This window comes from Dechloromonas sp. A34, assembly GCF_026261605.1.
Classification (GTDB): domain Bacteria; phylum Pseudomonadota; class Gammaproteobacteria; order Burkholderiales; family Rhodocyclaceae; genus Azonexus.
Map to the genome: position 1 here is coordinate 755438 of NZ_CP102486.1, position 22861 is coordinate 778298.

The following is a 22861-nucleotide window of genomic DNA, read 5'->3' on the forward strand; positions in this document are numbered from 1 at the left end:
TGGCCTAGTTGGCGCGGCGCATGGTGCCGCCGCTTTCAGGTTCGCCGCCGCCTTTGCTGATCGGGTGGTCGAGGCTGGCCGAGTGGGGCAGATGGAGCAGGCGGTAGAGGGCCTTGAGGTTTTCGCGGAACAGGCTGTCAAAACTGGCGACCGACTGCGGCGAGTTGTAGTCGCCAAGCCACCAGAACCAGTCGGAGCTTTCGCAATTGGCAAGGCGGCGCCGGACTTCGGCAGACTCGGCCGGGCTCAGCCGGCCGCTGTCGAGGGCGCGGTCAGCGCACTGTTTCAGCTCGCAGAGCATTTCCCAGGCGCGGTTTTTGTCCGGGTGGCCGATCCAGGTTGAGAGCGTGCCGTACACCCAGCTGCCGGCGATCAGCTTGGGTAGGCGCGGGCTGCGCCCGTGGTGGGCAACGGCGGCTTCGGAGAGGGTGACGGTGCGGATGGCCTGGTTTTTCTCCAGCGCGCCATAGAGGTCGGTGAAGAAATACCAGCCGTTGTAGGGGTAGTACTCCCAGGCGTTTTCGCCGTCGAGAAAGACCGGGATCAGGTTGTCTGCATTCTGCAGGTGGATGGACTTGAGTTCGGTCATGAAGTGCTGGGCGGCATCGCGGCCGTGCCATTTGGCGTACTCGAAGCCGATCAGGTCGGACAGCCGTTCGTTGCGGAAGAACAGCGTCAGATTGCCTGGAGTGTCTTCAGGGACCAGCCACGGCGTCGTGGTCCGCGCCTCGTTGCCGGCCGAGTGCTTGAGAACGCCATGGCTGCTCGCCGTCCAGGCGAAGCCGGCTTCGGCGATCTGCTTCAGGACGGCGGTCGACAGGGCGCCTTCGGCCGGCCACAGGCCGCTGGCTGGCCGGCCGAAGCGGCGGCTATGACTGGCCTGGGCGGCCGCAATGTGCTCGGCCAGCCGCGAGCGGCCACCGGGATATTCGGGGGCGGCGGGGAGCGGACAGTCGGGCAGGGCTTCGCGGGCGGAGTGGAAGTCGAGCAGCAGGGGGGCGAGCGGATGGCTGGCCGGCGTGCAGCTCAGTTCGATCTGGCCGCTGTCGGCCAGGGCGCGGTAACGCGGAATCAGGCCGCTGAGCGCGGCGCCCAGTTCGTCGAGCAGGGCCTGGCGCTCGGCCGCCGAGAAATTGTCGCCCTTGGCCATCAGGTCGGGGATTACCTGGCCGCCGCGGCGCAGGCTTTCGCCGCTCCAGGCCAGCAGGTACCAGGTCGCGAGGTCGCCATAAAAGGTGCCGGACAGGTAGCTCAGGCCGTGCCCGTCATGGTTGCGCAGGTGGCTTGCCAGGTCGCGCAGGCGGCGGTAGGGGGCGAAAGGTTCGAGCATGGTCGGCTCGTGGCAGCGAAAACCCATGTCGAGCAGCCAGCCGCGGTCGTCGGCGGTAAGCTGGTCAGGGTCCGCCTGGCTGGCGATGCGCAGCAGTGGGTCACGCCATTTTCTGCTGGTGAACTGTTCGGTGTAATCCTCGATCTGGTCGAGCAGTACCGGCACGAAATTGACCGTGCAGCGGATGCTCGGATGGCGCTCGAGATGCGCCGCCATGTCGGTGTAGTCCTTGATGGCATGCAGGAAGACCCAGGGCAGCAGGAACTCACCGCTGTCCGGGTGGCGGTAGTCCGGCTGGTGCATGTGCCAGAGGAAGGCGAGGTCAGCCATGGCCGGTCGCTGCCGCACCCTGACCGAGCATTTCGGCGGTGACCAGGGTGATGCCCTTGGGGCTGACGTGGAAGCGTTTGCGGTCTTCGTCCGGATCGACGCCGATCACCATGCCCGGTGGAATCCGGCACTGCTTGTCGACGACACAGCGCCTGAGCACGGCGTGGCGGCCGATATCGACCCCGGGCAGGATTACCGAGTCCTCGACCCGTGCCCAGCTATGGACATTGACGCTGGTAAAGAGCAACGAGCGTTTGACGCTGGCACCGGAGATGATGCAGCCGCCAGCGATCAGCGAATCGATGGCGGTGCCGCGGCGGTCCTCGTCGTCGAAGACGAACTTGGCCGGCGGCATCTGCTCCTGATAGGTCCAGATCGGCCAGTCACGGTCGTAGAGGTTGAGCTCGGGCGTAACCTTGGTCATTTCCATGTTCGCCTCCCAATAAGCGTCGATGGTGCCGACGTCACGCCAGTAGGGCTTGTGATTCTCGCTGCCGACGCAGGAGTCGGCGAAACGGTGGGCGAAGACACGGTGGCGGGAGACGATGTGGGGAATGATGTCCTTGCCGAAATCGCGGCTCGAACCCGGGGTCAGGGCGTCGCGCTGCAACTGCTCGAAGAGGAATTCGGCGTTGAAGATGTAGATGCCCATCGAGGCCAGGGCGCGCTCCGGCTGGCCGGGGATGGCTGGCGGCTGCTGCGGCTTCTCGACGAAATCAACGACCCGGTCATGTTCGTCCACACCCATCACGCCGAATTCGCGGGCGTCGGCCAGTGGTACGTCGATGCAGGCGACGCTCATGTCGGCCTGCTGTTTGACGTGGAAGGCCAGCATGCGGCCATAGTCCATCTTGTAAATGTGGTCGCCGGCGACGACCAGCACGTGTTCCGGATGGTAGCGGCGGAGGAAGTGCAGGTTCTGGAAGACGGCATCGGCGGTGCCCTGGTACCACTGGTTTTCGTCGATCTGCTGCTGGGCCGGCAGGAGCTGGATGAATTCGTCGAAACGGCCGTCGAGAAAGCTCCAGCCGCGCTGGACGTGGCGGATCAGGCTGTGCGCCTTGTACTGCGTGGCGACGCCGATCTTGCGGATGCCGGAATTGACGCAGTTCGAGAGTGCAAAATCGAGAATCCGGAACTTGCCGGCGAAGGGCACGGCGGGCTTCGAACGGAAGTCGGTCAGCTGCATCAGGCGGGTGCCGCGGCCACCGGCCAGGATGATGGCGAAGGTATTGCGGGTCAGCTGGCTGATGAAACGCATGTCGGTCTGCTCACGTAACTCGCAGTAGGGCTGATGGGGACAGCTCGGGGTAAGGGGCATAGCGGACCTCCCTGGTCACTGTTTTGACTTATGATACTGCGGTAGGGGGACCCGATGCAGCATTCCGAAGCGCTATACCTGTTCAACGAAGGCCGCAACGTTCAGGCTTACCGGCTGCTCGGGGCGCATCCGGACGCCGCTGGCACGGTGTTTCGCGTCTGGGCGCCCAATGCCTCGCAGGTTGCGGTGCTCGGCGACTTCAACGGCTGGCGGGGCGATGCCCACCGCATGTCTGCCCTGGGGGCCTCCGGCGTCTGGGAACTGCGGGTGCCGGAGGCAGCGCCGCACAGCCTGTATCGTTTCGCGATCACCAATCGCGCCAGCGGCGAGGTTCTGGTTAAGTCCGACCCCTACGCCCGCGGCTTCGAGTTGCGGCCGGGTTCCGCCGCCTATGTCGTGCCGCCGGCCGGCCATTCCTGGGGCGACGCCGCATGGCTGGAAAAGCGCGCCGCCTGGGACTGGCAGCATGCGCCGCTCAATATCTATGAAGTTCATGCCGGATCCTGGATGCGCCATCTCGACGGCCGGCCCTACCTCTGGCGCGAACTGGCCGAACGCCTGATTCCCTACGCCGTCGACCACGGCTACACGCATCTCGAACTGCTGCCGGTCACCGAGCACCCGCTCGACGAATCCTGGGGCTACCAGACCACGGGCTATTTCGCGCCGACCGCGCGCTACGGCTCGGCCGACGACCTGCGCTTCTTCATCGACGCCTGTCACCAGGCCGGCCTCGGCGTGCTGCTCGACTGGGTGCCCGGTCACTTCCCGCAGGATCAGTGGGCGCTCGCCCGCTACGACGGTACCGCCCTCTATGAGCATGAAGATCCGCGTCTCGGCTTGCATGCCGACTGGGGAACGCACATTTTCAATTACGGGCGGCACGAGGTCAGGAGCTTCCTGCTGTCCTCGGCCCACTGGTGGCTGGCCGAATTCCACTTCGACGGACTGCGCGTCGATGCCGTGGCTTCGATGCTCTACCTCGACTACTCACGCAAGGCCGGCGAGTGGCTGCCCAATCCCTACGGCGGGCGGGAGAACCTCGACGCCATCGAATTCCTGAAGGCGCTGAATGCCATGGTCCATGGCGAGTTTCCCGGTGCCCTGACGATCGCCGAGGAATCCACGGCCTGGCCGATGGTGTCGCGGCCGACCTATGTCGGCGGCCTTGGTTTCTCGATGAAATGGAACATGGGCTGGATGAACGACAGCCTGCGTTACTTCCACCGCGATCCGATCTACCGGCGCTGGCATCACGACGAACTGACCTTCGGCCAGATGTACGCCTATAGCGAAAACTACGTGCTGCCTTTCTCGCATGACGAAGTCGTGCATGGCAAGGGCTCGCTGCTCGGCAAGATGCCGGGCGATACCTGGCAACGCCACGCCAACCTGCGCCTGCTGCTGGCCTGGCAGGCGCTGATGCCGGGCAAGAAGCTGTGTTTCATGGGCGATGAATTCGGCCAGGCGGGCGAATGGTCGGAAGCCCGCGAGCTCGACTGGGGCCTGCTCAACGCTCCGGCCCATGGTGGCGTGCACCGCCTGTCCGGCGATCTGAATCGCCTCTATCGCGACCATCCGGCGCTGCACAGCCAGGATTTCGAGAGTTGCGGCTTCGAGTGGATCGATTGCCACGACAGTGAGCATTCGGTGCTCTGCTGGCTGCGCTGGGGGCGCGACGGCAGCTTCGTTGTCGTCGCCCTCAACTTCACCCCGACGCCGCAGACCGCCTACCGGATCGGCGTGCCGCAGGCTGGCCGCTATAGCGAAATCCTCAATACCGACTCGGCCTATTACGGCGGCAGCAACCTCGGCAATGGCGGGGCGATCGAGGCCAGCGCCGGCGAATGGATGCGCCGCCCGGCCAATCTGGCGATTACCCTGCCGCCGTTGGCCGCCGTGGTCTTGGGAAAAGCCTGATCCTGGCCGACAATGGCGGGCTCAGCCCACGCCGCGCTCCCGATTAACCGCAAACCTTTCGCCGCACCTTGCCCATGTTCGCCGTCGTCCTCTATCAGCCCGAAATTCCGCCCAATACCGGCAATATCATCCGTCTGTGCGCCAACACCGGCGCCGAACTGCACCTCGTCGAGCCGCTCGGTTTCGATCTCAACGACAAGGCGCTGCGCCGCGCCGGGCTGGATTATCACGAGTATGCGCGGCTCCATCGCCATGTCGACTGGGCCGCCTGCCGGGCCGCGCTGGCCGGGCGACGTCTGTTCGCGATGACCACCAAGGGGCAGAGTAGCCCGTACACGACGGCATTTCAGGATAACGACGGGTTCGTCTTCGGCTGCGAAACCCGCGGCCTGCCGCCGGAGATGCTCGGCGAGTTCCCGGCAGAATGCCGCCTGCGCCTGCCGATGCGCGAAGGGCAGCGCAGCCTGAACCTGTCCAATGCGGCAGCGGTGACGGTATTCGAAGCCTGGCGGCAAATCGGCTTCGCTGGGGCGCTTTAGGCGACTTCTTCCTTCGGGTCGCGCGCCATCAATTGCTCGACCGCCTCCGCCGCATTCAGGCGGCCGTCGAGGACCGCCGCCACGGCTGCACTGATCGGCATGTCGACGCCCAGTTGGCGGGCCAGGCGATCGACTTCGCGCGCCGTGTAGACCCCTTCGGCAACGTGGCCGAGCTCTTCCAGAATCTGCGGCAGCAACTTGTTTTCGGCCAAGGCCAGGCCGACCCGGCGGTTGCGCGAAAGGTCGCCGGTACAGGTCAGGATCAGGTCGCCCATGCCGGCCAGACCCATGAAGGTCTCGCGCTGGGCGCCGAGCGCCAGGCCGAGGCGGGCGATTTCGGCGAGGCCGCGCGTCATCAGCGCGGCCCGCGAATTGAGGCCGAGGCCCAGGCCGTCGCAGGTGCCGGTGGCGATGGCCAGAACGTTCTTGACCGCGCCGCCGACTTCGACGCCGATCAGGTCGTCATTGGCGTAGATGCGCAGGCGGGTTGAATGCAGTTGCCGCGCTGTCTCTCGCCCGAAGGCCGGGTTGTTGGCGGCCAGCGCGATCGCCGTCGGCTTGCCAGCCGCGACCTCTTCAGCAAAGCTCGGTCCGGAGAGCGCGCCGCAGACGGCCTGCGGGCCGAGTACTTCGCTGACCACCTGATGCGGCAGCTTGCCGCTGCCGGCTTCGAAGCCCTTGCACACCCAGAGGATGGGCAGCGTCACGCCGAGGGCTTTGAGGTTTTCGACGGTCGGCCGCAGCCCGGCAATCGGGGTCGCGACGACGAGCAGTTCGGCCGTGCCGACCGCGGCCGCGAAGTCGGTGCTGATGGCGACCGATTCGGGTAGCTGGTAGCCAGGGAAAAAGCGATGGTTTTCCCGCGTCTGACGCAGATCGTCGGCGACGTCCGTTTCGCGCGACCACAGCGTGACCTGGTGCTTGCCGGCGAAGGCGATGGCCAGCGCGGTTCCCCAGGCGCCGGCCCCAAGCAGCGTGATGTTCATAGGCCCCAGACCTGCGTCGAGCGTACGTAGCCGCTGGGCCCGTCGCGATGCTTTACCTTGGCCCAGCCCGGGGCGGCGGCTTCGACGAAGTCGACCGCCACCCACTTGTCGAGTTCGGCCAGCACAGGCGCTTCCGGCTTGTCCGACTGGCGCAGCTCGGCGCGCGCCGCGGTGACCACCAGGGTCCGCCGTTCGGCCAGGTGGCGCGCCTCGATCCAGGCCAGCGTGCCTTCGGCGTCGCGAACCTTGTACCAGCCCTCGAGGCGGACCACGACCTCGACTGGGGTCTGCGCCTTGATCAGGTAGAGCTTCTTGCCCTTCTGCGACGGGGCGTCATAAAGAATGGCCGCCGGGGCATCGACCGAACGGTAGTCGATGGCCAGCGCCGTACCGGTCGAGCCGACCAGCGACAGGGCGAGAAGCGTCCGGAGCCACATGGTCATACCATTACTGAATGGTCGCTTCGCTGGGGGCAGCGGTCGCTTCCTGTTCCTGCAGGCGCTGCATGTACATGGCCTCGAAATTGACCGGCTGCAGCACGATCGGCTGGAAGCCGGCACGGGTCACGGCGTCGGAGACGGTTTCGCGGGCATAGGGGAAGAGGATGTTCGGGCAGGCGACGGCGATCAGCGGCTCGATCTGTTCCTGCGGCACATTGACGATACGGAAGATGCCGGCCTGACCGACCTCGACCAGGAACACGGTCTTGTCGGCCAGCTTGGCGGTCACGGTGACGGTGAGCACGACTTCGAAGACGCCTTCGCCAACGGTGCGGCCGCCGGAGTTGAGCTGGATCTCGACCTGCGGCGCTTCACGCTCGAGGAAGATTTCCGGGGCGTTCGGCACTTCGACCGAGAGATCCTTGACGTAGAGCTTTTCGATACCGAAGACGACTTGTTCGTTCTGTTCCATGGTTTTCTTTCAGAGAGTTAAACGTTTTCAGGCCTGGCCATCGAGCAGCGACAGCAGTTGGCCGGCCGCATCGAGAGCATAGAGATCGTCGCAGCCGCCGACATGGGTGTCGCCGATATAGATTTGCGGTACGGTGCGGCGCTGGGTCTTCTGCATCATTTCGTCGCGCCGGTCGGGGTCGAGATCGATCCGGATTTCCTCGATGGTCTCGACGCCGCGCGCCTTCAGCAGTTGCTTGGCGCGAATGCAGAACGGGCAGACCGCCGTGGTGTACATCAGTACGCGGGCGCTCATTTCTTGCGCGTGCCCTTCTTGATCGGGTAGCCGGCGCCCACCCAGGCGTCGACGCCGCCGGCCAGGCTGTAAAGCTTGGTGAAGCCCTGCTTTTTCAGCTCGGCCGTGGCCTTGCCGGAGCGCATGCCGGAAGCGCAGCAGACGATGATCGGCTTGTCCTTGAACTTGTCCAGTTCGCCGACGCGCTCGGCCAGCTTGCTGGTCGGGATGTTCCTGGCTTCCGGCAGATGGCCGCCGGCAAACTCGTCTGCCTCACGGACATCGACGATGTGGGCATCTTCGCGATTGATCAGCAGCGTCGCCTCGACCGGGCTGACATTGTTGCCGGCCGGCCGCATGAACAGGGGCCAGAGCAGGCCAAGACCACTGGTCACGACAATCGAAATCAGCAGGATATTCTGGTTGATGAACTCCATCGGCATTACTTTGACCCTTCTCCACAAAAAACTTCGCGCATCATGCCGACGAGCTGCAGGGTGCGCTGGTCGCCCACCCGGTAAAAAACACGATTGGCATCCTTGCGGGTGAGCAGCACGCCTTTTTCGCGCAGGATGGCCAGATGTTGGGAAATGTTGCTCTGCGAGGTGCCGACCGCTTCGACGATATCCTGGACGCAGGCCTCCTGATCGCCGAGCACGCAGAGAATCTTGAGGCGCAGCGGATGGGCGATCGATTTGAGCGCCCGGGCCGCCAGCTCAATATGCTCCTGCTTTTCGATCAGACTGAAGGATGGGGTTTCCAAGTTAAAACCTCGTTATCGGTGAATGGATCATTATAAAATAAGGCCTTGCGTTTCGCCGACCATAATCTATATCAATCCGTGATGGCTCATCAAAAAGACCGCTCTGCCGCGCCCGCTCCAGAGCCATTGTCCGGGGCCGTGCGGGATCGGTTTGGACCGGGTCGGATACGCTTCGTTCCAGCGCGGACGGCGGCGTTGTTTGCCGCCGTTTTCCTTTGCAGCGCGCAGCTTGAAGCACGGCAGCCGGCAGCCACGCCGAAGGCTCAGGCCGCGACGCCATCCCCGGATATTGCCGAGAAGCAGGCTGATCTCGGCGAATTACGCAACCGCATCGAATCGCTGCGTAAGGATTTGCATGCCAGCGAGGAGACCCGGGCCGACGCCGCCGACCGCCTGCGCGAGTCGGAGCGCCAGATATCGCGACTGCAACGCGAACTGCACGAATTGTCGGATCAGCAGGGACGCTTGCAGAGGAACCTGAAAAATCTCGAAACTCAGGCCCAGGAGTTGGGTGCGACGCTCGACCAGCAACAGGCGCAATTGGAAAAACTGCTCTACCGGCAGTATCTGCGCGGCTCGCCGGATTCGCTGCAGTTGATCCTGAATGGCGACGATCCCAGCCAGGTGGCGCGCGACCTGCACTATCTGTCGGCCATCGCCCTGACCCGGGCCGAACTGATGGGTGAAATCCATGCCACCCTAGCCAAGAAGAAAGCGCTCGCCGCCGACGCCAAGGAGCGGAGCGCCGAGTTGGCCGAGGTCGAGGCGGAACAGCAGAAACGGCATGCCGAATTGCAGAGGCAGCGTGTGGAGCACAAGGCACTGTTCGCTGAGATTTCCAGCAAGGTCAAGTCCCAGCGCAAGGAAATCGGCAATCTCCAGCAAAACGAAAAGCGCCTGACGCAACTGATCGATCGGTTGTCGAAAATTCTCGCAGCCCAGGCCGCGCGCGCGGCGGAGGCGGCGCGGCAGGCGGAAGTCGCACGGCAGAAAGCCAGGACGCGTCCGGCGCCCGAAGACAAGGAAGTGCCGCGCCAGCCGGCTAGTGTCGAACCGTCCCGGCCAAAAGCGGTCGAAGTGGAGAACCGCTACGAGCCGGTTGCCAACGACGGCAGCTTCGCCCGGCAGAAGGGAAGTCTGCGCCTGCCAATACGTGGTGCGGTGTCCGGCCGCTTTGGTTCGCCCCGCGAGGGGGCGGCACATGGCGCGGCTTGTTCATCAGGGCGGCCAGCGGAAGTGAGGTCAGGTCGATTGCCGGAGGGCGGGTGGTGTTTGCAGACTGGATGCGGGGTTTTGGCAATCTGCTGATCGTCGATCATGGCAATGGCTATCTGTCGATCTACGGTAACAATGATTCGCTGCTCAGACAGGTCGGCCAGGCCGTCAAGGGCGGGGAAACCATCGCCACGGTTGGCAACAGCGGGGGTAATCCGGAATCCGGTTTATACTTTGAACTCCGCCACCAGGGGCAACCGATCGACCCGATGAAATGGGCCAATTTGAAATGAGCAAAGCAAAAACCATCAGTTTGACATTGGGCGGTTTCGTCGCCGGCGCACTTATCAGCCTGCATATCCCGGCGCTGGCCGACAAGGAAGTGAAGCCCGGTCTGCCGATCGATGAGCTGCGGACGTTTGCCGAGGTCTATAGCGCCATCAAGCAGGGCTATGTCGAGCCGGTCGAAGACAAAAAAATGATCACCAATGCCATTTCCGGCATGCTGTCCAATCTCGATCCGCACTCTGCCTATCTCGACGCTGATTCCTTCAAGGATCTCCAGGTCGGAACGCAAGGCGAATTCGGTGGCCTCGGCATCGAGGTCGGTATGGAAGACGGTCTGGTCAAGGTCGTGTCGCCGATCGAGGATACCCCGGCCTACCGCGCCGGCGTCAAGGCCGGCGACCTGATCTTCAAGCTCGACGAAACGCCGGTCAAGGGGCTGACGCTGTCCGACGCCGTCAAGAAGATGCGTGGCAAGCCGAAGACCCCGATCAAACTGACGATCCTGCGCAAGGGCGAAAGCAAGCCGCTGGAAATCACCCTGATTCGCGAAGTCATCAAGGTGCAAAGCGTCAAGTCAAAATTGATCGAGCCTGGCTATGGCTGGATTCGCGTTACCCAGTTCCAGGAAAACACCGTTGTCGAATTGGCCAGGCATTTGGGCGCTCTCTACAAGGATGGCAACCTGCGTGGCCTGGTCCTTGACCTGCGTAATGATCCGGGCGGGCTGCTCAATGGCGCAATTGGTGTTTCTGCCGCCTTTCTGCCGCCGGATGTCAAGGTCGTGTCGACCGATGGTCGCACCGAGGATGCCAAGCAGGAATTTCTAGCCCGGCCGCGCGATTACCTGCGCGGCACCAAGGAAGATCCGTTGCGTACGCTGCCGGTCGATGTCAAGAAGGTGCCGATGGTGGTGCTGGTCAATACCGGTTCTGCCTCAGCCTCGGAAATCGTTGCTGGTGCGCTGCAGGACTACAAGCGCGCCGTCATTATGGGCACCCAGACCTTTGGCAAGGGATCGGTCCAGTCGGTCCTGCCCTTGCCCGGCAATACCGCGATCAAGCTGACCACCGCCCGTTACTACACGCCGGAAGGGCGCTCGATCCAGGCCAAGGGCATCGTTCCCGACATCGTCGTCGAGGAAACGGCCAATGGCAGTACGGCCAATGTGGCCCGTATTCGCGAGGCGGATCTCGATCGCCACTTGAGCAATGACCGTGACAAGGAAGCGGCCAAGGAATCCGCCAAGCCGGAGATGAAGCCGCATGGCAAGGTAGTACCCGCCAAGCCGGGCAAGGACAAAAATGGCAAGGAAGAGGCGGAAGATGAAATGCCGCAGCGTCTGGAGTACGCCAGCAAGGCGGACTACCAGTTCCAGCAGGCGATGAATCTTCTCAAGGGTCTGCAGATCATGCAGAATAAGACCCAATAGTCGACCCTTCGGGAGGGATGATGACTGACGCAGACCTCAAGAAGAAACGGGAAATCCTTTTCGCTAAATTCCCGCCCGGGCAGGTGCCCGAGGCGGCGGATGACTTGCAGCGACTGGACGAAGTCGAGATTGAGCTTAAATACGAAAAGCGCTCACTCGGCGTCGCCTACGACCTGCAGGAGCACACCCTGCAAGAGCTCGACGAGCATCTGGTCGACAAGGGCTACCACCTCGACAATACGCTGTTGAGCAAGCTGACTCGGGCGTTGATCTATTACGTCGAGGAAACCCAGTTGCACAACCTCGGCGCGCCGGAAAAGCGGATCAAGCGTTCTGCTCAGGAAGCCTACGTCAATGCCTGGGAGCAGCATCCCCATGGCGATCACGACGACACCCCGCCGGAGTGGCGGGAATACAAATAGTTATTAGTCGATAGTCGCTAGTTGTTGACTACAGCTACTACGGATTAAGGACTAACTGCTAGCGACTCTATGACTGACGAGCAACTACTCCGCTACAGCCGCCATATCCTCCTTGATGCGCTCGGTATCGAAGGTCAGTCGCGCATTCTGGCCAGCCATGCGCTGGTTATCGGGGCTGGCGGACTGGGTTCGCCGGCGGCGCTTTATCTGGCTTCGGCCGGGGTCGGCAAGATGACCCTGGTCGATGACGACACCGTTGATTTCACCAATCTGCAACGACAGGTTCTCCATACCCAGGCCCGCGTCGGCATGGCCAAGGCAGAGTCCGGCCGGCAGGCGCTGGGCGCCATCAATTCCGAGATCGAGATCATCCCGCTGCAGCAGCGGCTGTCGGGCGTAGCGCTCGACGCGTTGGTCGCCACCGCCGATATCGTGCTCGACTGCTCCGACAATTTTGCCACCCGCCACGCCATCAACCGCGCCTGCGTGCATCACAAGAAACCGCTGGTCTCAGGGGCTGCGATCCGTTTCGACGGTCAGATCAGTGTCTATGATCTGCGCCGCGACGACTCGCCGTGCTACCACTGCCTGTTTCCGGAAAGCGACGAAGTCGAGGAAGTCCGCTGTGCGGTGATGGGCGTTTTCGCGCCGCTGACCGGCATTATCGGCACGATGCAGGCGGCCGAGGCGCTCAAGCTGGCGGCTGGGATCGGCGAATCCCTGACCGGTCGGCTACTGCTGCTAGATGCACTGGATATGGAATGGCGCACCGTGAAGTTCCGCAAGGACGCCGGTTGCGCCGTGTGCGGCCCTACAGCGGCCGGGCAAGTACCCGGATATCTACCCCGATCTGGCGAAGGTCGCGAATCTGAAGGCGCTGCTTGCCGTCCAGACTAGCCAGTTCCGGCAGGTTGAACAGGCCGTTGGCTGCGTGGCCGATCAGGCAGGGTGCCAGGTAAAGCAGCAGTTCATCAACCAGCCCCTCGCGCAGTAGGGAACCGTTGAGCTTGAACCCGGCTTCGGCATGGACCTCGTTGATGCCGCGCCGGCCGAGTTCGGCGAGCAGGTCTTTTAATTCCACCTTGCCCTGGGCGTTGGGCAGAATTAGCACTTCGGCGCCGGCCTTGGTTAGGGCGGCCTTGCGCTTGGCATCGTCGACTGCGCCGGCGATCAGCACCGGTCCGCCATCCAGGATGTGGGCGGCGAGCGGCGTTTCCAGCTTGCTGTCAACCACGACGCGCAACGGCTGACGCGGCGTCTGCACGTCGCGGACGTTCAGTTGCGGGTCGTCGTCGCGCACCGTGCCGATGCCGGTCAGGATGGCGCAGGCCCGGGCCCGCCAGCGATGACCGTCGCGCCGCGCCTCGGGGCCGGTGATCCACTGGCTGACACCGTTGCTCAGGGCCGTCTTGCCGTCCAGGCTGGCCGCCGCTTTCAGGCGCAGCCAGGGGCGGCCACGGGTCATCCGCGAAACGAAGCCGATATTCAGTTCGCGCGCCTCATTTTCCAGCAAGCCGCTGGCCGTTTCGATCCCGGCGGCCTGGAGCAGGGCCAGCCCTTGGCCGGCGACCAACGGGTTGGGGTCGGTCATCGCGGCGACGACGCGGCTGACCCCGGCTGCAATAAGGGCATCGGCGCAGGGCGGGGTCCGGCCGTGGTGGCTGCACGGTTCGAGCGTGACATAGGCGGTCGCGCCGCGGGCCTTGGGGCCGGCGGCGCGCAGGGCATGGACTTCGGCATGCGGTTCGCCGGCCTTCTCGTGCCAGCCTTCGCCGACGATCCAGCCGTCACGGACCAGTACGCAGCCGACCCGCGGGTTGGGCGAGGTCGTCCATAGGCCGTTCTCGGCCAGTTGCAGGGCGCGGGCCATCATGCCGTGGTCTACGGCGGTAAAGCTCATTTTTTCTTCGGGCTGGGAGAAACTTCGCGGATGGCCCGGGAGAAGGCATCCACATCTTCGAAGTTGCGGTACACCGAAGCGAAGCGGATGTAGGCCACCTTGTCGAGCTTCTTCAGTTCGCGCATGACCAGTTCTCCCAGTTGCTGGGTGCTGACTTCGCGTTCGCCGGCCGAGAGCAGGATTTCCTCGATGTCGGCGACCGCGGCATCGACCGATTCGATCGCTACCGGCCGCTTGCGCAGCGCCAGTTCGAGGCTGGCGCGCAGCTTACCGCGACTGAATTCGGTGCGCAGGCCGTTTTTCTTGACCACCTGCGGCAGCTGAATTTCCGCCCGCTCGTAGGTGGTGAAGCGCTTGTCGCAGGCATTGCACTTTCTGCGGCGACGAACGACGTCGCCTTCGTCATTGAGACGGGTATCGGCGACGGCCGTATCTTCTGCACCGCAGAAAGGACATTTCACGGGCGCTTAGTCTCCGTAGACCGGGAATTTCTTGCACAGGGTGGAAACCTTGGCGCGCACGGTGGCGGCTACGGCTTCGTCGTTAGGTGCGTCCAGCACGTCGGCCACCAGATGGGCGACCATCTCGGCTTCGATCTCGGTGAAGCCACGGGTCGTCATTGCTGGCGAGCCGATACGGATGCCGGAGGTGACGAAAGGCTTCTGCGGATCGTTCGGGATGCCGTTCTTGTTGACCGTGATGTGGGCGCGACCGAGTGCTGCCTCGGCTTCCTTGCCGGTGATGTTCTTGGCGCGCAGGTCAAGCAGGAAGACGTGGCTTTCAGTGCGCCCGGAGACGACGCGCAGGCCGCGCTCTTCCGACAGCACGCGGGCCATGACGCGGGCGTTGTCGATGACCTGTTCCTGGTAATTGCGGAAACCCGGGGTCGCTGCTTCCTTGAAGGCCACGGCCTTGGCGGCGATCACGTGCTCCAACGGGCCGCCTTGCAGGCCGGGGAAGATGGCGGAATTGATCGCCTTCTCGTGTTCGGCCTTCATCAGGATGATGCCGCCGCGCGGGCCGCGCAGGGTCTTGTGCGTGGTCGAGGTCACGACATCGGCGAAAGGCACCGGGTTCGGGTAGAAGCCGGCGGCAATCAGGCCGGCGTAGTGGGCCATGTCCACCCAGAAAATGGCGCCGATTTCCTTGGCGACCTTGGCAAAGCGTTCGAAATCGATGCGCAGCGAATAGGCCGAGGCACCGGCGACGATCAGGCGCGGCTTGTGCTCGCGGGCCAGCGCTTCCATCTTGTCGTAGTCGATCGCTTCGTTGGCATCGAGGCCGTAGGACACGACGTTGAACCACTTGCCGGACATATTGAGCGGCATGCCGTGGGTCAGGTGGCCGCCTTCGGCCAGGCTCATGCCCATGATCGTGTCGCCCGGCTTGCAGAAAGCCATCAGCACGGCCTGGTTGGCCTGCGAGCCGGAGTTCGGCTGGACGTTGGCGGCATCGGCGCCGAAGAGTTTCTTCAGACGGTCGATGGCCAGTTGTTCGACGACGTCGACGTGCTCGCAGCCACCGTAGTAACGCTTGCCGGGATAGCCTTCGGCGTACTTGTTGGTGAGCTGGGAGCCCTGGGCTTCCATGACGGCCTTGCTCACGTAGTTTTCCGAGGCGATCAGTTCGATATGGTCTTCCTGACGCTGGACCTCGGCCTGCATGGCTTGCCAGAGTTCAGGATCGATTTTTGCCAGGGTGTCTTTCGCGGAAAACATGGGGAATGCCTCAAGCCATTGAAAAGGGCGCAAATTTTATCACGATGGGAGTTCGTCAAGGGCGCCGGGTTCGAGGTGCGCGGTTTCGCCCCAGGTTTCCAGTTGCCAGCGCCCGTTGTCGACGGCAATCCAGTTCAGGCCGGCATTGGGAATCAGGAAGTCGCGTGGCGTTTCCAGGCTGTTGCCGCGGACAAAGCGGTTGATGATGTCGAGCACGCCACCGTGCAGCACCACCGCCACATTCTGCCCGGGGTGCGCCGCGGCGATCGCCTGCAACCGGCTGGTGACGCGGGCGAACATAGCCTTCAGACTCTCGCCATCTTCGAAGGCGTAGTCGGCATTGCGCCCCTCAAAGGCAGCGTAGCCGTCCGGGTGCTTCGTCTTGGCTTCGTCGTAGGTCAGGCCCTCGAAAACGCCGTAGCGGCGCTCGCGCATTTCCGGCGCGGCGTTCGGGGTCAGACCGAGTGCTGCGCCAATGGCCTGCGCCGTCGCCCAGGCGCGCTTGAGGTCGCTGCTATAGAGGGCGACAATGCCGGCCCCCTTGAGCCAGCGGCCGGCAGCTTCGGCCTGGCGCAGGCCAATTTCGTTGAGACCGATGTCGATTTGCCCCTGAATACGGCGCGCCGCATTCCACTCGGTTTCGCCGTGGCGCACCAGGCAGATGCGTGTCGGACGGGTTGTAGGGATTTCCACCATGGTTTGCCTAAGACCTTCGCTGTAAATTTGCGCACTGGGATTTTCAATTAACCCCGGCCACTATTAGAAGTCGGGAATTTTATCAACCGAGGAGGACTTTCCGTGACCCTTCTGCTTAAGCTCTCGAAGCTGATCGACTGGCTTACCGAGCGAGTCGGCAAAGGCGCGTTCTGGCTGGTGCTGCTGATGACCATCATCAGTTCCGCCAACGCCGTGGTGCGCTTCATCTTCAACTACAGTTCGAACGGCCTGCTGGAAATCCAGTGGTACCTGTTTGCCGCTGTTTTCCTGCTCTGTGCGCCCTATACGCTGCAGAAGAACGAGCATGTCCGCATCGACGTGCTCTCCGGCAAGCTGTCGCCGCGCGGGCTCGCGGTCATCGACATCATCGGCACGTTGTTCTTCCTGCTGCCGATGGTGGTACTGGTGCTCTGGCTGTCGATGCCGCTGATCGCCGAGTCGTACCGGATCAATGAAATGTCGGCCAATGCCGGCGGCCTGATCCGCTGGCCGGTCAAGATCCTGCTGCCGATCGGCTTCACGCTGCTCGCCCTGCAGGGCGTCTCCGAACTGATCAAGCGCATCGCCTTCCTGGCCGGGATGATTTCCGATCCCAACAGCAAGGAGAGGGGGCCGACGCCCGAAGAGGAACTGGCTGCCGCCATCGCTGCCGCCAAAGCCAAGGAGGGCAAATAATGGAATGGGTCATTGCCAATATGGCGCCGCTGATGTTTGGCGCCCTTGTTCTCTTCCTGCTCCTCGGCTACCCGGTCGCCTTCGCGCTGGCCGCCAATGGCATCGTTTTCGGCCTGATCGGCATTGAACTCGGACTGCTCACGCCGGCCCTGTTCCAGGCGCTGCCCGAGCGCATCTTCGGCATCATGGCCAACGACACGCTGCTCGCCATCCCCTTCTTTACCTTCATGGGGCTAGTGCTTGAACGATCGGGCATGGCCGAGGATCTGCTCGACACCATCGGTCAGCTGTTCGGCCCGATGCGCGGTGGTCTGGCCTACGCAGTCATCTTCGTCGGCGCCCTGCTTGCCGCGACGACCGGCGTGGTGGCAGCCTCGGTGATCTCGATGGGCCTGATCTCGCTGCCCATCATGCTCCGCTACGGCTACGACAAGCGGCTGGCGGCCGGCGTCATCGCTGCTTCCGGAACGCTGGCCCAGATCATTCCGCCGTCGCTGGTGCTGATCATCATGGCCGATCAGCTCGGCAAGTCGGTCGGTGACATGTACGAAGGCGCGATGATTCCCGGCCTGGTGCTGACATCGTTGTATGTCGGCTATGTCGTTCTGCTCAGCATTATCAAGCCGAATGCCTGCCCGGCTCTGCCGCTGGAAGCCCGCTCGCTGCGCGGCTTCAAACTGATGCTGCGCGTGCTAACGACCCTGGTCCCGCCGCTGGTCCTGATCTTCCTGGTCCTCGGCACGATTTTCCTCGGTATTGCAACGCCGACTGAAGGCGGCGCCATGGGGGCTGCCGGCGCGATGATCCTCGCACTGGCCCGCAAACGGATCACCCTCAAGCTGCTCCGGCAGGCCATGGAAACCACCGGCAAGCTGTCGTCCTTCGTGGTCTTCATCCTAGTCGGTTCGACGGTGTTCGGTCTGGTCTTCCGCGGTGTCAATGGTGACCTCTGGGTCGAACACCTGCTGCTCGGTCTGCCCGGTGGCCAGGTCGGCTTCCTGATCGTGGTCAACATCCTGGTCTTCGTGCTCGCCTTCTTCCTCGACTTCTTCGAGTTGTCCTTCATCATCGTGCCGCTGCTGGCGCCGGTGGCGGACAAGTTGGGCATCGACCTGGTCTGGTTCGGCGTGCTGCTGGCGGTCAATATGCAGACCTCCTTCATGCATCCGCCATTTGGCTTCGCGCTCTTCTACCTGCGTTCGGTGGCGCCGGCCTCTGTCAAGACGACGGATATCTACTGGGGGGCCATACCCTTCGTCTGTATCCAGATCATCATGGTTGCTCTGATCATCATCTTCCCGAACATCGTCAGCTACGGCGACGAGGCCCAGAAGGCACAGGCCCAGATGGAGCGCGATGGCACGGCGCCGCCGGCGGTCGATCTCGATACACTGATGAAGCAGGGCGACGCAGACAGCGATGCCGAGAACAAGCAGAAGGAAGACGACACCGCGGCCAATCTGCTGAAAAACCTGGGTGGCGACAACAAGTAAGCGCTAGCTGGGTTCACTACAGTCAAGAAGGCGGGGTTTCGACCCCGCCTTTTTCATTGATAGCTGTCGCCTATGCCCGATATCGGGACAAACCATTGGCATCGCCGGGTTGGTCGCGGCACAATAGCCGCATCACATAAGCGGCTGGCCTGCGGGCTGGCTTTTCCAGTTCGATCACAGAAGAATGGAGTTCACCATGACGATGGATATTGGCATCAGCAAGAAGGAACGGGAGAAAATTGCCGAGGGCTTGTCTCGCCTGCTGGCCGACTCGTTCACCCTCTATCTGAAGACCCACAACTTCCACTGGAACGTGACCGGTCCGATGTTCAACACCCTGCACGTGATGTTCATGGACCAATACACCGAGTTGTGGAATGCGCTGGATCTGATTGCCGAGCGCATTCGCGCGCTGGGTGTTCCGGCACCGGCGACCTATCGGGAATTTGCCAAGCTGACGGTGATCAAGGAAAGCGAAGGCACGCCCAATGCCACCGAGATGCTCAAGCAACTGCTGGCCGGCCAGGAGGCCGTGGTCAAGACGGCGCGCGGCATCTTCCCGGTGGTGGACAAGGCCGGCGACGAGCCGACGGCCGACCTGCTGACCCAGCGCATGCAGATCCATGAAAAGAATGCCTGGATGCTGCGCAGCATGCTCGACGCCTGATCCTGAAGGATTTCAGGCAACAAAAAACCCGCGAATTTCGCGGGTTTTTTGTTGCAGGGCCGAAGCCTTATTTGTGCGACTGCAGGAAGCTGTCCATGCGGGCCTCGGCCACACTGAACCAGGCGTTCTGGGTTTTCCGGTATTTTTCGTACTCGGTGTAAATTTTCTTGAAGGCCGGATTCTTACCGGCCTCGTCGGCATACAGTTCCTGAGCGGCCTTGTAGGCGGCTTCCATCACATCCTTCGGGTAAGCCTGCAGCTTGACGCCGGCCTGCAGCAGCTTGGAAAGGGCGGCCGGGTTTTTGTGGTCGTACTCGGCCAACATCGTGACGTTGGCCTCGTAGGCGGCGGCCTGGAAGGCCTCCTGGTATTCCTTCGGCAGCTTGTCCCATTCCTTCTTGTTCACGAAGAAGTGGATGACCGGGCCCGGTTCCCACCAGCCCGGATAGTAGTAGTTCTTGGCAACCTTGAAGAAGCCCAGTTTTTCGTCGTCGTACGGGCCGACCCACTCGGCGGCGTCGATGGTGCCCTTTTCCAGTGCCGGGTAGATGTCGCCACCGGCGATCTGTTGCGGAACGGCGCCCAGTGCAGCGAAAACATTGCCGCCGAGGCCGGCGATCCGGATTTTCAGACCCTTGACGTCATCCAGGCCCTTGATTTCCTTGCGGAACCAGCCGCCCATCTGGGTGCCGGTATTGCCGCCAGCGAAGGAGACAACGTTGTAGTTGGCATAAAACTCGTCGAGCAGCTTCTGGCCGCCGCCGTAGTAGATCCAGGCATTCATCTGGCGGGCATTCATGCCGAAGGGGACCGAGGTTCCGAAGCCGAAGGTCTTGTCCTTGCCGACGTAGTAGTAGGAGCAGGTATGGCAGACTTCAACCGTGCCTTGCTGCACTGCATCCAAAGCCTGCAGGCCGGGAACGATTTCGCCGCCCGGGAAAACGCGGATGTCGAACTTGCCGCCGGTCATTGCGCGCAGGCGATTGGCCAGCACGTCAGCGCCGCCGTAGATGGTGTCCAGGCTCTTCGGGAAGCTGGATGTCAGGCGCCATTTGACGACCGGGCCGGATTGGGCGATGGCCGGGGCGGCGATAGTGGCTGCTGCGCCGGCAGCGGCACCGACGGATGCTTTTTTCAGAAAATCACGACGTTGCATATTGTCTCCTCCAGTAGTGATCGGGTCGTCATCAGTGACGATTGGACCATTCTTCACCAATAAATAAATTTTTGCGAGTGGTGGAAAACCCTAATCCCCAGCAAGGCAGGGGCCTGCAACAAAAACGGGGTGCCGTGGCACCCCGTTACTTCGCTGCACTCCGACTCGTCTAACGCTGGGCTTGCATGAACTGGTCCATGGGCATTTCAGCGACCGAGAACCAGGCGCGCTGCGTCTTGGCGTACTTCCCATAGGATTCATAAATCTTCTTGAATGCCGGATTCTTGGCCGCCTCGTCGCTGTAGATCTGCTGCGCTGCCTTGTAGGCAGCTGTCATGATCTCTTTCGAGAAGGTGCGCAACTTGACCCCGTTCTGCAGCAATTTGGACAGTGCGATCGGGTTCTTGTGGTCGTACTCGGCGAGCATCGTGACATTGGCCTCGTAGGCGGCTACCTTGAAGGCCGACTGGTATTCCTTGGGCAGTTTGTCCCATTCCTTCTTATTGACGAAGAACTGCAGGCAGGTACCCGGCTCCCACCAGCCCGGACCGTAGTAGTTCTTGGCCACTTTATGGAAACCGAGTTTTTCGTCGTCGTAGGGACCGATCCATTCTGCGGCGTCAATCGTCCCCTTTTCCAGGGCCGGGTAGATGTCGCCTGCCGCAATCTGTTGCGGGACCAGGCCCAGTTCCGAGAATACTGCGCCACCCAGGCCGCCGATCCGCATCTTGATGCCCTTGAGGTCGGTCACCGTGTTGACTTCCTTACGCCACCAGCCGGCCATCTGGGTGCCGGTGTTGCCGCCGGCGAAAGAGATGAAATTGTAGTTGGCGTAGAACTCGTCAACCAGTTCCTGGCCCCCGCCGTAGTACATCCAGGCATTGGTCTGGCGGGCATTCATGCCAAAGGGCAAGGCCGTGCCGAAAGCAAAGGTACGATCCTTGCCGACGTAGTAGAAGGAGGCGGTATGGCAGCACTCGACTGTGCCTTGCTGTACGGCATCCATAGCCTGCAGGCCGGGAACGATTTCGCCGCCGGGAAAGACGCGAATGTCGAACTTGCCACCCGTCAATTCGCGCAGACGATTGGCCAGTACGTCGGCGCCACCGTAAATCGTATCCAGGCTCTTCGGAAAGCTGGAGGTCAGGCGCCATTTGACGACCGGGCCTGACTGGGCGATGGCGGGAGCTGCCAGGGTGGTGGCCGCGCCGGCGGCCGCGCCGACGGAGGCTTTTTTCAGGAAATCGCGACGTTGCATTTTGTCCCCTAGAAAGGAAATGTTTGAGGTCTGTGAACTGCCGGCCGCATTCTAGGGAGCAACGAAAAAATTACGATTAGTGAAATCCCGCTTAGGAAAAACCCTTGGTTTTAGTGTGGAGATTGTCTGTTCCAGGCCGAATCCGGCCTGGAGCGAGCTATACCAGCTCAGTCGCCGGCGACGGTCATCCGGTCGACCAGGATCGAGCCTGTCTGCTTGGAACCCCGCACCTGGACATCGTTGCCGACGGCGACGATGCCGGACAGCATGGCCTTAAGGTTGCCGGCGATGGTGATTTCCTCGACCGGGTAGGCAATCTTGCCGTTTTCCACCCAGTAGCCGGCGGCGCCCCGCGAGTAATCGCCAGTCACGTAATTGATGCCATGGCCAAGCAGTTCGGTGAGGAACAGGCCGCGCCCCATGCGCGCCAGCAGGCCGTCGAGGTCGAGCTCGCCGGGCTGGATGATCAGGTTGTGGCTACCGCCGGCATTGCCGGTGGTCTGCATGCCGAGCTTGCGGGCCGAGTAGGTGCTGAGGAAATAGCCTTGCAGGATGCCGTCGGTGACGATATCCCGGTCGCGGGTGGCGACGCCGTCGCTGTCGAAGGAGGCACTGCCCAGCCCGCACTTGATGTGCGGCCGCTCGCAAATTTGGACGAATTCCGGCATCACGCGCTTGCCGAGGTGGTCGAGCAGAAACGATGACTTGCGATAGAGCGCGCCGCCGCTGGCCGCATGGACCAGGCTGCCGAGCAGGCCGGCGGCGAGCGGCGCTTCGAACAGCACCGGGAACTCGCCGGTCTTTACCTTGCGTCCGCCGAGCCGGGCGACGGCGCGTTCGGCGGCAATGCGGCCGACGCGCAACGGGTCGTCGAGCCGGGTGGCGTCGCGATGGGTGGTGTACCAGTCGTCGCGTTGCATCGCATCCTGCTCGCCGGCGATCACCGAACAGGAAATGTAGTGGCGGGAAGTCGGGTAGCCGCCCATGAAGCCCAGGCTATTAGCCGAGACGAACTGGGCCTGTTGGGTCGAAATCGAGGCGCCTTCGGAATTGCTGATTTTCGGGCTGGCATCGAAAGCCGCCTGCTCGCAGCGGCGGGCGGTTTCGATCGCCTCTTCGACCGAGAGCGCCCAGGGGTGGAACAGGTCGAGGTCCAGGCTGTCCTTGGCCATCAGTGCTGCGTCGGCCAGACCGGCACAGTCGTCCTCGGCCGTGAAGCGGGCAATATTGAGCGCCGCTTCGACGGTTTCGCGCAGAGCCTGGGCCGAAAAGTCGGAGGTGCTGGCGTAGCCCTTGCGCTGGCCGGAATAGATGGTGATGCCGACGCCCTTGTCGCGATTGAACTCGATGGTCTCGACCTCGTCGCAACGCACGCCGACCGACTGGCCGAAGCCTTCAGAAACATCGACCTCGCAGGCCGTGGCGCCATTGTCGCGGGCATGTTTGAGGACATCCTCGGCCAGTTGCTGCAGCGTGGCAAAGGGGTAGGAAAAAGCGGCAGTTGCTGGCATGAAGGCGGCGTCGATTCGGGAAAGTCGCTATCATAGCA

Annotated in this window: 25 protein-coding genes; 10 read left to right on the forward strand and 15 right to left on the reverse strand. The window is 62.6% G+C overall.

Features of this window, described 5'->3' with window-relative positions:
* Positions 1-4: 4 nt before the first annotated feature.
* Together NQE15_RS03720 and glgC are read right to left on the reverse strand one after the other, a co-directional pair.
* Positions 5-1660 (reverse strand): glycoside hydrolase family 57 protein, encoded by a 1656-nt coding sequence (locus tag NQE15_RS03720; protein ID WP_265946655.1) that lies wholly within the window; start codon positions 1658-1660, stop codon positions 5-7.
* Positions 1653-2921: a glucose-1-phosphate adenylyltransferase gene (glgC, locus tag NQE15_RS03725; RefSeq protein ID WP_265946657.1), complete on the reverse strand. Its 1269-nt coding sequence runs from the start codon at positions 2919-2921 to the stop codon at positions 1653-1655. Before glgC ends, NQE15_RS03720 begins: the two co-directional genes overlap by 8 nt.
* Positions 2922-3035: 114 nt before the next feature.
* On the opposite strand from glgC, the gene glgB reads away from it, so the two are divergent.
* Together glgB and NQE15_RS03735 are read left to right on the forward strand one after the other, a co-directional pair.
* Positions 3036-4901 carry a 1,4-alpha-glucan branching protein GlgB gene (gene glgB / locus NQE15_RS03730; protein ID WP_265946659.1) on the forward strand — a complete coding sequence of 622 codons (1866 nt, stop codon included), beginning with the start codon at positions 3036-3038 and terminating at the stop codon, positions 4899-4901.
* Between the two features lie 74 nt (positions 4902-4975).
* A complete protein-coding gene (locus NQE15_RS03735; protein ID WP_265946661.1) occupies positions 4976-5440 on the forward strand; it encodes a tRNA (cytidine(34)-2'-O)-methyltransferase in 465 nt (154 codons plus the stop codon).
* On the opposite strand, the gene NQE15_RS03740 is transcribed toward NQE15_RS03735, so the two are convergent.
* Genes NQE15_RS03740 through NQE15_RS03765 form a run of 6 tightly spaced genes read right to left on the reverse strand, consistent with a single transcriptional unit; the run spans position 5437 to position 8374 of the window.
* A complete protein-coding gene (locus NQE15_RS03740; RefSeq protein WP_265946663.1) occupies positions 5437-6426 on the reverse strand; it encodes an NAD(P)H-dependent glycerol-3-phosphate dehydrogenase in 990 nt (329 codons plus the stop codon). The two genes, NQE15_RS03735 and NQE15_RS03740, sit on opposite strands and share 4 nt — an antisense overlap.
* Positions 6423-6869 (reverse strand): SH3 domain-containing protein, encoded by a 447-nt coding sequence (locus NQE15_RS03745; RefSeq protein ID WP_265946665.1) that lies wholly within the window; start codon positions 6867-6869, stop codon positions 6423-6425. The genes NQE15_RS03740 and NQE15_RS03745 overlap by 4 nt, the downstream gene beginning before the upstream one ends.
* A 4-nt stretch (positions 6870-6873) precedes the next feature.
* On the reverse strand, positions 6874-7338 hold the full coding sequence (secB, locus tag NQE15_RS03750) for a protein-export chaperone SecB (protein WP_265946667.1): 465 nt from the start codon (positions 7336-7338) through the stop codon (positions 6874-6876).
* A gap of 27 nt (positions 7339-7365) precedes the next feature.
* Positions 7366-7632, reverse strand: a complete 267-nt coding sequence (gene grxC, locus NQE15_RS03755; protein ID WP_265946669.1) for a glutaredoxin 3 — start codon at positions 7630-7632, stop codon at positions 7366-7368.
* Complete coding sequence (locus NQE15_RS03760; RefSeq protein WP_265946671.1) at positions 7629-8054, reverse strand: rhodanese-like domain-containing protein; 426 nt, start codon at positions 8052-8054, stop codon at positions 7629-7631. The genes grxC and NQE15_RS03760 overlap by 4 nt, the downstream gene beginning before the upstream one ends.
* Positions 8054-8374, reverse strand: a complete 321-nt coding sequence (locus tag NQE15_RS03765; protein WP_265946673.1) for an ArsR/SmtB family transcription factor — start codon at positions 8372-8374, stop codon at positions 8054-8056. Before NQE15_RS03765 ends, NQE15_RS03760 begins: the two co-directional genes overlap by 1 nt.
* A 45-nt stretch (positions 8375-8419) precedes the next feature.
* On the opposite strand from NQE15_RS03765, the gene NQE15_RS03770 reads away from it, so the two are divergent.
* The 5 genes from NQE15_RS03770 to NQE15_RS03790 all read left to right on the forward strand — a co-directional run bounded on the left by NQE15_RS03770 (position 8420) and on the right by NQE15_RS03790 (position 12625).
* Positions 8420-9682 (forward strand): murein hydrolase activator EnvC family protein, encoded by a 1263-nt coding sequence (locus NQE15_RS03770; protein ID WP_265946675.1) that lies wholly within the window; start codon positions 8420-8422, stop codon positions 9680-9682.
* A complete protein-coding gene (locus NQE15_RS03775) occupies positions 9586-9882 on the forward strand; it encodes a murein hydrolase activator EnvC family protein (protein ID WP_265946677.1) in 297 nt (98 codons plus the stop codon). The genes NQE15_RS03770 and NQE15_RS03775 overlap by 97 nt, the downstream gene beginning before the upstream one ends.
* Complete coding sequence (locus NQE15_RS03780) at positions 9879-11306, forward strand: S41 family peptidase (protein ID WP_265946679.1); 1428 nt, start codon at positions 9879-9881, stop codon at positions 11304-11306. Before NQE15_RS03775 ends, NQE15_RS03780 begins: the two co-directional genes overlap by 4 nt.
* Positions 11307-11326: 20 nt before the next feature.
* Positions 11327-11728: a hypothetical protein gene (locus NQE15_RS03785; protein WP_265946681.1), complete on the forward strand. Its 402-nt coding sequence runs from the start codon at positions 11327-11329 to the stop codon at positions 11726-11728.
* Positions 11729-11797: 69 nt separating this feature from the next.
* Positions 11798-12625, forward strand: a complete 828-nt coding sequence (locus tag NQE15_RS03790; protein WP_265946683.1) for a HesA/MoeB/ThiF family protein — start codon at positions 11798-11800, stop codon at positions 12623-12625.
* Here the strand turns inward: NQE15_RS03790 and ribD are convergent.
* From ribD to NQE15_RS03810, 4 genes are read right to left on the reverse strand one after another with little or no spacing between them, the layout of a single operon-like run.
* The gene (gene ribD / locus NQE15_RS03795; RefSeq protein WP_265946685.1) at positions 12540-13628 is read right to left on the reverse strand and encodes a bifunctional diaminohydroxyphosphoribosylaminopyrimidine deaminase/5-amino-6-(5-phosphoribosylamino)uracil reductase RibD; all 1089 of its coding nucleotides are present in this window, start codon (positions 13626-13628) and stop codon (positions 12540-12542) included. The genes NQE15_RS03790 and ribD overlap by 86 nt on opposite strands.
* Positions 13625-14089: a transcriptional regulator NrdR gene (gene nrdR / locus NQE15_RS03800; protein WP_265946687.1), complete on the reverse strand. Its 465-nt coding sequence runs from the start codon at positions 14087-14089 to the stop codon at positions 13625-13627. Before nrdR ends, ribD begins: the two co-directional genes overlap by 4 nt.
* A gap of 6 nt (positions 14090-14095) precedes the next feature.
* Positions 14096-15346 (reverse strand): serine hydroxymethyltransferase, encoded by a 1251-nt coding sequence (gene glyA, locus NQE15_RS03805; protein ID WP_265946689.1) that lies wholly within the window; start codon positions 15344-15346, stop codon positions 14096-14098.
* 39 nt (positions 15347-15385) lie between these two features.
* Positions 15386-16042, reverse strand: a complete 657-nt coding sequence (locus tag NQE15_RS03810; protein ID WP_265946692.1) for a histidine phosphatase family protein — start codon at positions 16040-16042, stop codon at positions 15386-15388.
* A 102-nt stretch (positions 16043-16144) separates the two neighbouring features.
* Here NQE15_RS03810 and NQE15_RS03815 point away from each other — a divergent pair, with 102 nt between their 5' ends.
* The 3 genes from NQE15_RS03815 to NQE15_RS03825 all read left to right on the forward strand — a co-directional run bounded on the left by NQE15_RS03815 (position 16145) and on the right by NQE15_RS03825 (position 18898).
* On the forward strand, positions 16145-16738 hold the full coding sequence (locus NQE15_RS03815) for a TRAP transporter small permease subunit (RefSeq protein ID WP_265946694.1): 594 nt from the start codon (positions 16145-16147) through the stop codon (positions 16736-16738).
* Positions 16735-18231: a TRAP transporter large permease gene (locus tag NQE15_RS03820; protein WP_265950113.1), complete on the forward strand. Its 1497-nt coding sequence runs from the start codon at positions 16735-16737 to the stop codon at positions 18229-18231. The genes NQE15_RS03815 and NQE15_RS03820 overlap by 4 nt, the downstream gene beginning before the upstream one ends.
* Before the next feature lie 196 nt (positions 18232-18427).
* Positions 18428-18898: a Dps family protein gene (locus NQE15_RS03825; RefSeq protein WP_265946695.1), complete on the forward strand. Its 471-nt coding sequence runs from the start codon at positions 18428-18430 to the stop codon at positions 18896-18898.
* A 67-nt stretch (positions 18899-18965) separates the two neighbouring features.
* On the opposite strand, the gene NQE15_RS03830 is transcribed toward NQE15_RS03825, so the two are convergent.
* The 3 genes from NQE15_RS03830 to pmbA form a co-directional block, all read right to left on the reverse strand.
* Positions 18966-20054, reverse strand: a complete 1089-nt coding sequence (locus NQE15_RS03830; RefSeq protein ID WP_265946697.1) for a TRAP transporter substrate-binding protein — start codon at positions 20052-20054, stop codon at positions 18966-18968.
* A gap of 169 nt (positions 20055-20223) precedes the next feature.
* The gene (locus NQE15_RS03835; protein WP_265946699.1) at positions 20224-21312 is read right to left on the reverse strand and encodes a TRAP transporter substrate-binding protein; all 1089 of its coding nucleotides are present in this window, start codon (positions 21310-21312) and stop codon (positions 20224-20226) included.
* 167 nt (positions 21313-21479) lie between these two features.
* Positions 21480-22823: a metalloprotease PmbA gene (pmbA, locus tag NQE15_RS03840; protein ID WP_265946701.1), complete on the reverse strand. Its 1344-nt coding sequence runs from the start codon at positions 22821-22823 to the stop codon at positions 21480-21482.
* Between the last annotated feature and the right edge of the window lie 38 nt (positions 22824-22861).

Excerpts from the sequence above, each read along its gene's own strand:
- secB (WP_265946667.1), bottom strand. The coding sequence starts at position 7,338 with ATGGAACAGAACGAACAAGTCGTCTTCGGTATCGAAAAGCTCTACGTC.
- NQE15_RS03810 (WP_265946692.1), bottom strand. The coding sequence starts at position 16,042 with ATGGTGGAAATCCCTACAACCCGTCCGACACGCATCTGCCTGGTGCGC.
- NQE15_RS03830 (WP_265946697.1), bottom strand. The coding sequence starts at position 20,054 with ATGCAACGTCGTGATTTTCTGAAAAAAGCATCCGTCGGTGCCGCTGCC.
- pmbA (WP_265946701.1), bottom strand. The coding sequence starts at position 22,823 with ATGCCAGCAACTGCCGCTTTTTCCTACCCCTTTGCCACGCTGCAGCAA.
- NQE15_RS03760 (WP_265946671.1), bottom strand. The coding sequence starts at position 8,054 with ATGCCGATGGAGTTCATCAACCAGAATATCCTGCTGATTTCGATTGTC.
- grxC (WP_265946669.1), bottom strand. The coding sequence starts at position 7,632 with ATGAGCGCCCGCGTACTGATGTACACCACGGCGGTCTGCCCGTTCTGC.
- NQE15_RS03780 (WP_265946679.1), top strand. The coding sequence starts at position 9,879 with ATGAGCAAAGCAAAAACCATCAGTTTGACATTGGGCGGTTTCGTCGCC.
- NQE15_RS03835 (WP_265946699.1), bottom strand. The coding sequence starts at position 21,312 with ATGCAACGTCGCGATTTCCTGAAAAAAGCCTCCGTCGGCGCGGCCGCC.
- NQE15_RS03735 (WP_265946661.1), top strand. The coding sequence starts at position 4,976 with ATGTTCGCCGTCGTCCTCTATCAGCCCGAAATTCCGCCCAATACCGGC.
- glgC (WP_265946657.1), bottom strand. The coding sequence starts at position 2,921 with ATGCGTTTCATCAGCCAGCTGACCCGCAATACCTTCGCCATCATCCTG.
- ribD (WP_265946685.1), bottom strand. The coding sequence starts at position 13,628 with ATGAGCTTTACCGCCGTAGACCACGGCATGATGGCCCGCGCCCTGCAA.
- NQE15_RS03825 (WP_265946695.1), top strand. The coding sequence starts at position 18,428 with ATGACGATGGATATTGGCATCAGCAAGAAGGAACGGGAGAAAATTGCC.
- NQE15_RS03720 (WP_265946655.1), bottom strand. The coding sequence starts at position 1,660 with ATGGCTGACCTCGCCTTCCTCTGGCACATGCACCAGCCGGACTACCGC.
- glyA (WP_265946689.1), bottom strand. The coding sequence starts at position 15,346 with ATGTTTTCCGCGAAAGACACCCTGGCAAAAATCGATCCTGAACTCTGG.
- NQE15_RS03785 (WP_265946681.1), top strand. The coding sequence starts at position 11,327 with ATGACTGACGCAGACCTCAAGAAGAAACGGGAAATCCTTTTCGCTAAA.
- NQE15_RS03790 (WP_265946683.1), top strand. The coding sequence starts at position 11,798 with ATGACTGACGAGCAACTACTCCGCTACAGCCGCCATATCCTCCTTGAT.
- NQE15_RS03745 (WP_265946665.1), bottom strand. The coding sequence starts at position 6,869 with ATGACCATGTGGCTCCGGACGCTTCTCGCCCTGTCGCTGGTCGGCTCG.
- NQE15_RS03740 (WP_265946663.1), bottom strand. The coding sequence starts at position 6,426 with ATGAACATCACGCTGCTTGGGGCCGGCGCCTGGGGAACCGCGCTGGCC.
- glgB (WP_265946659.1), top strand. The coding sequence starts at position 3,036 with ATGCAGCATTCCGAAGCGCTATACCTGTTCAACGAAGGCCGCAACGTT.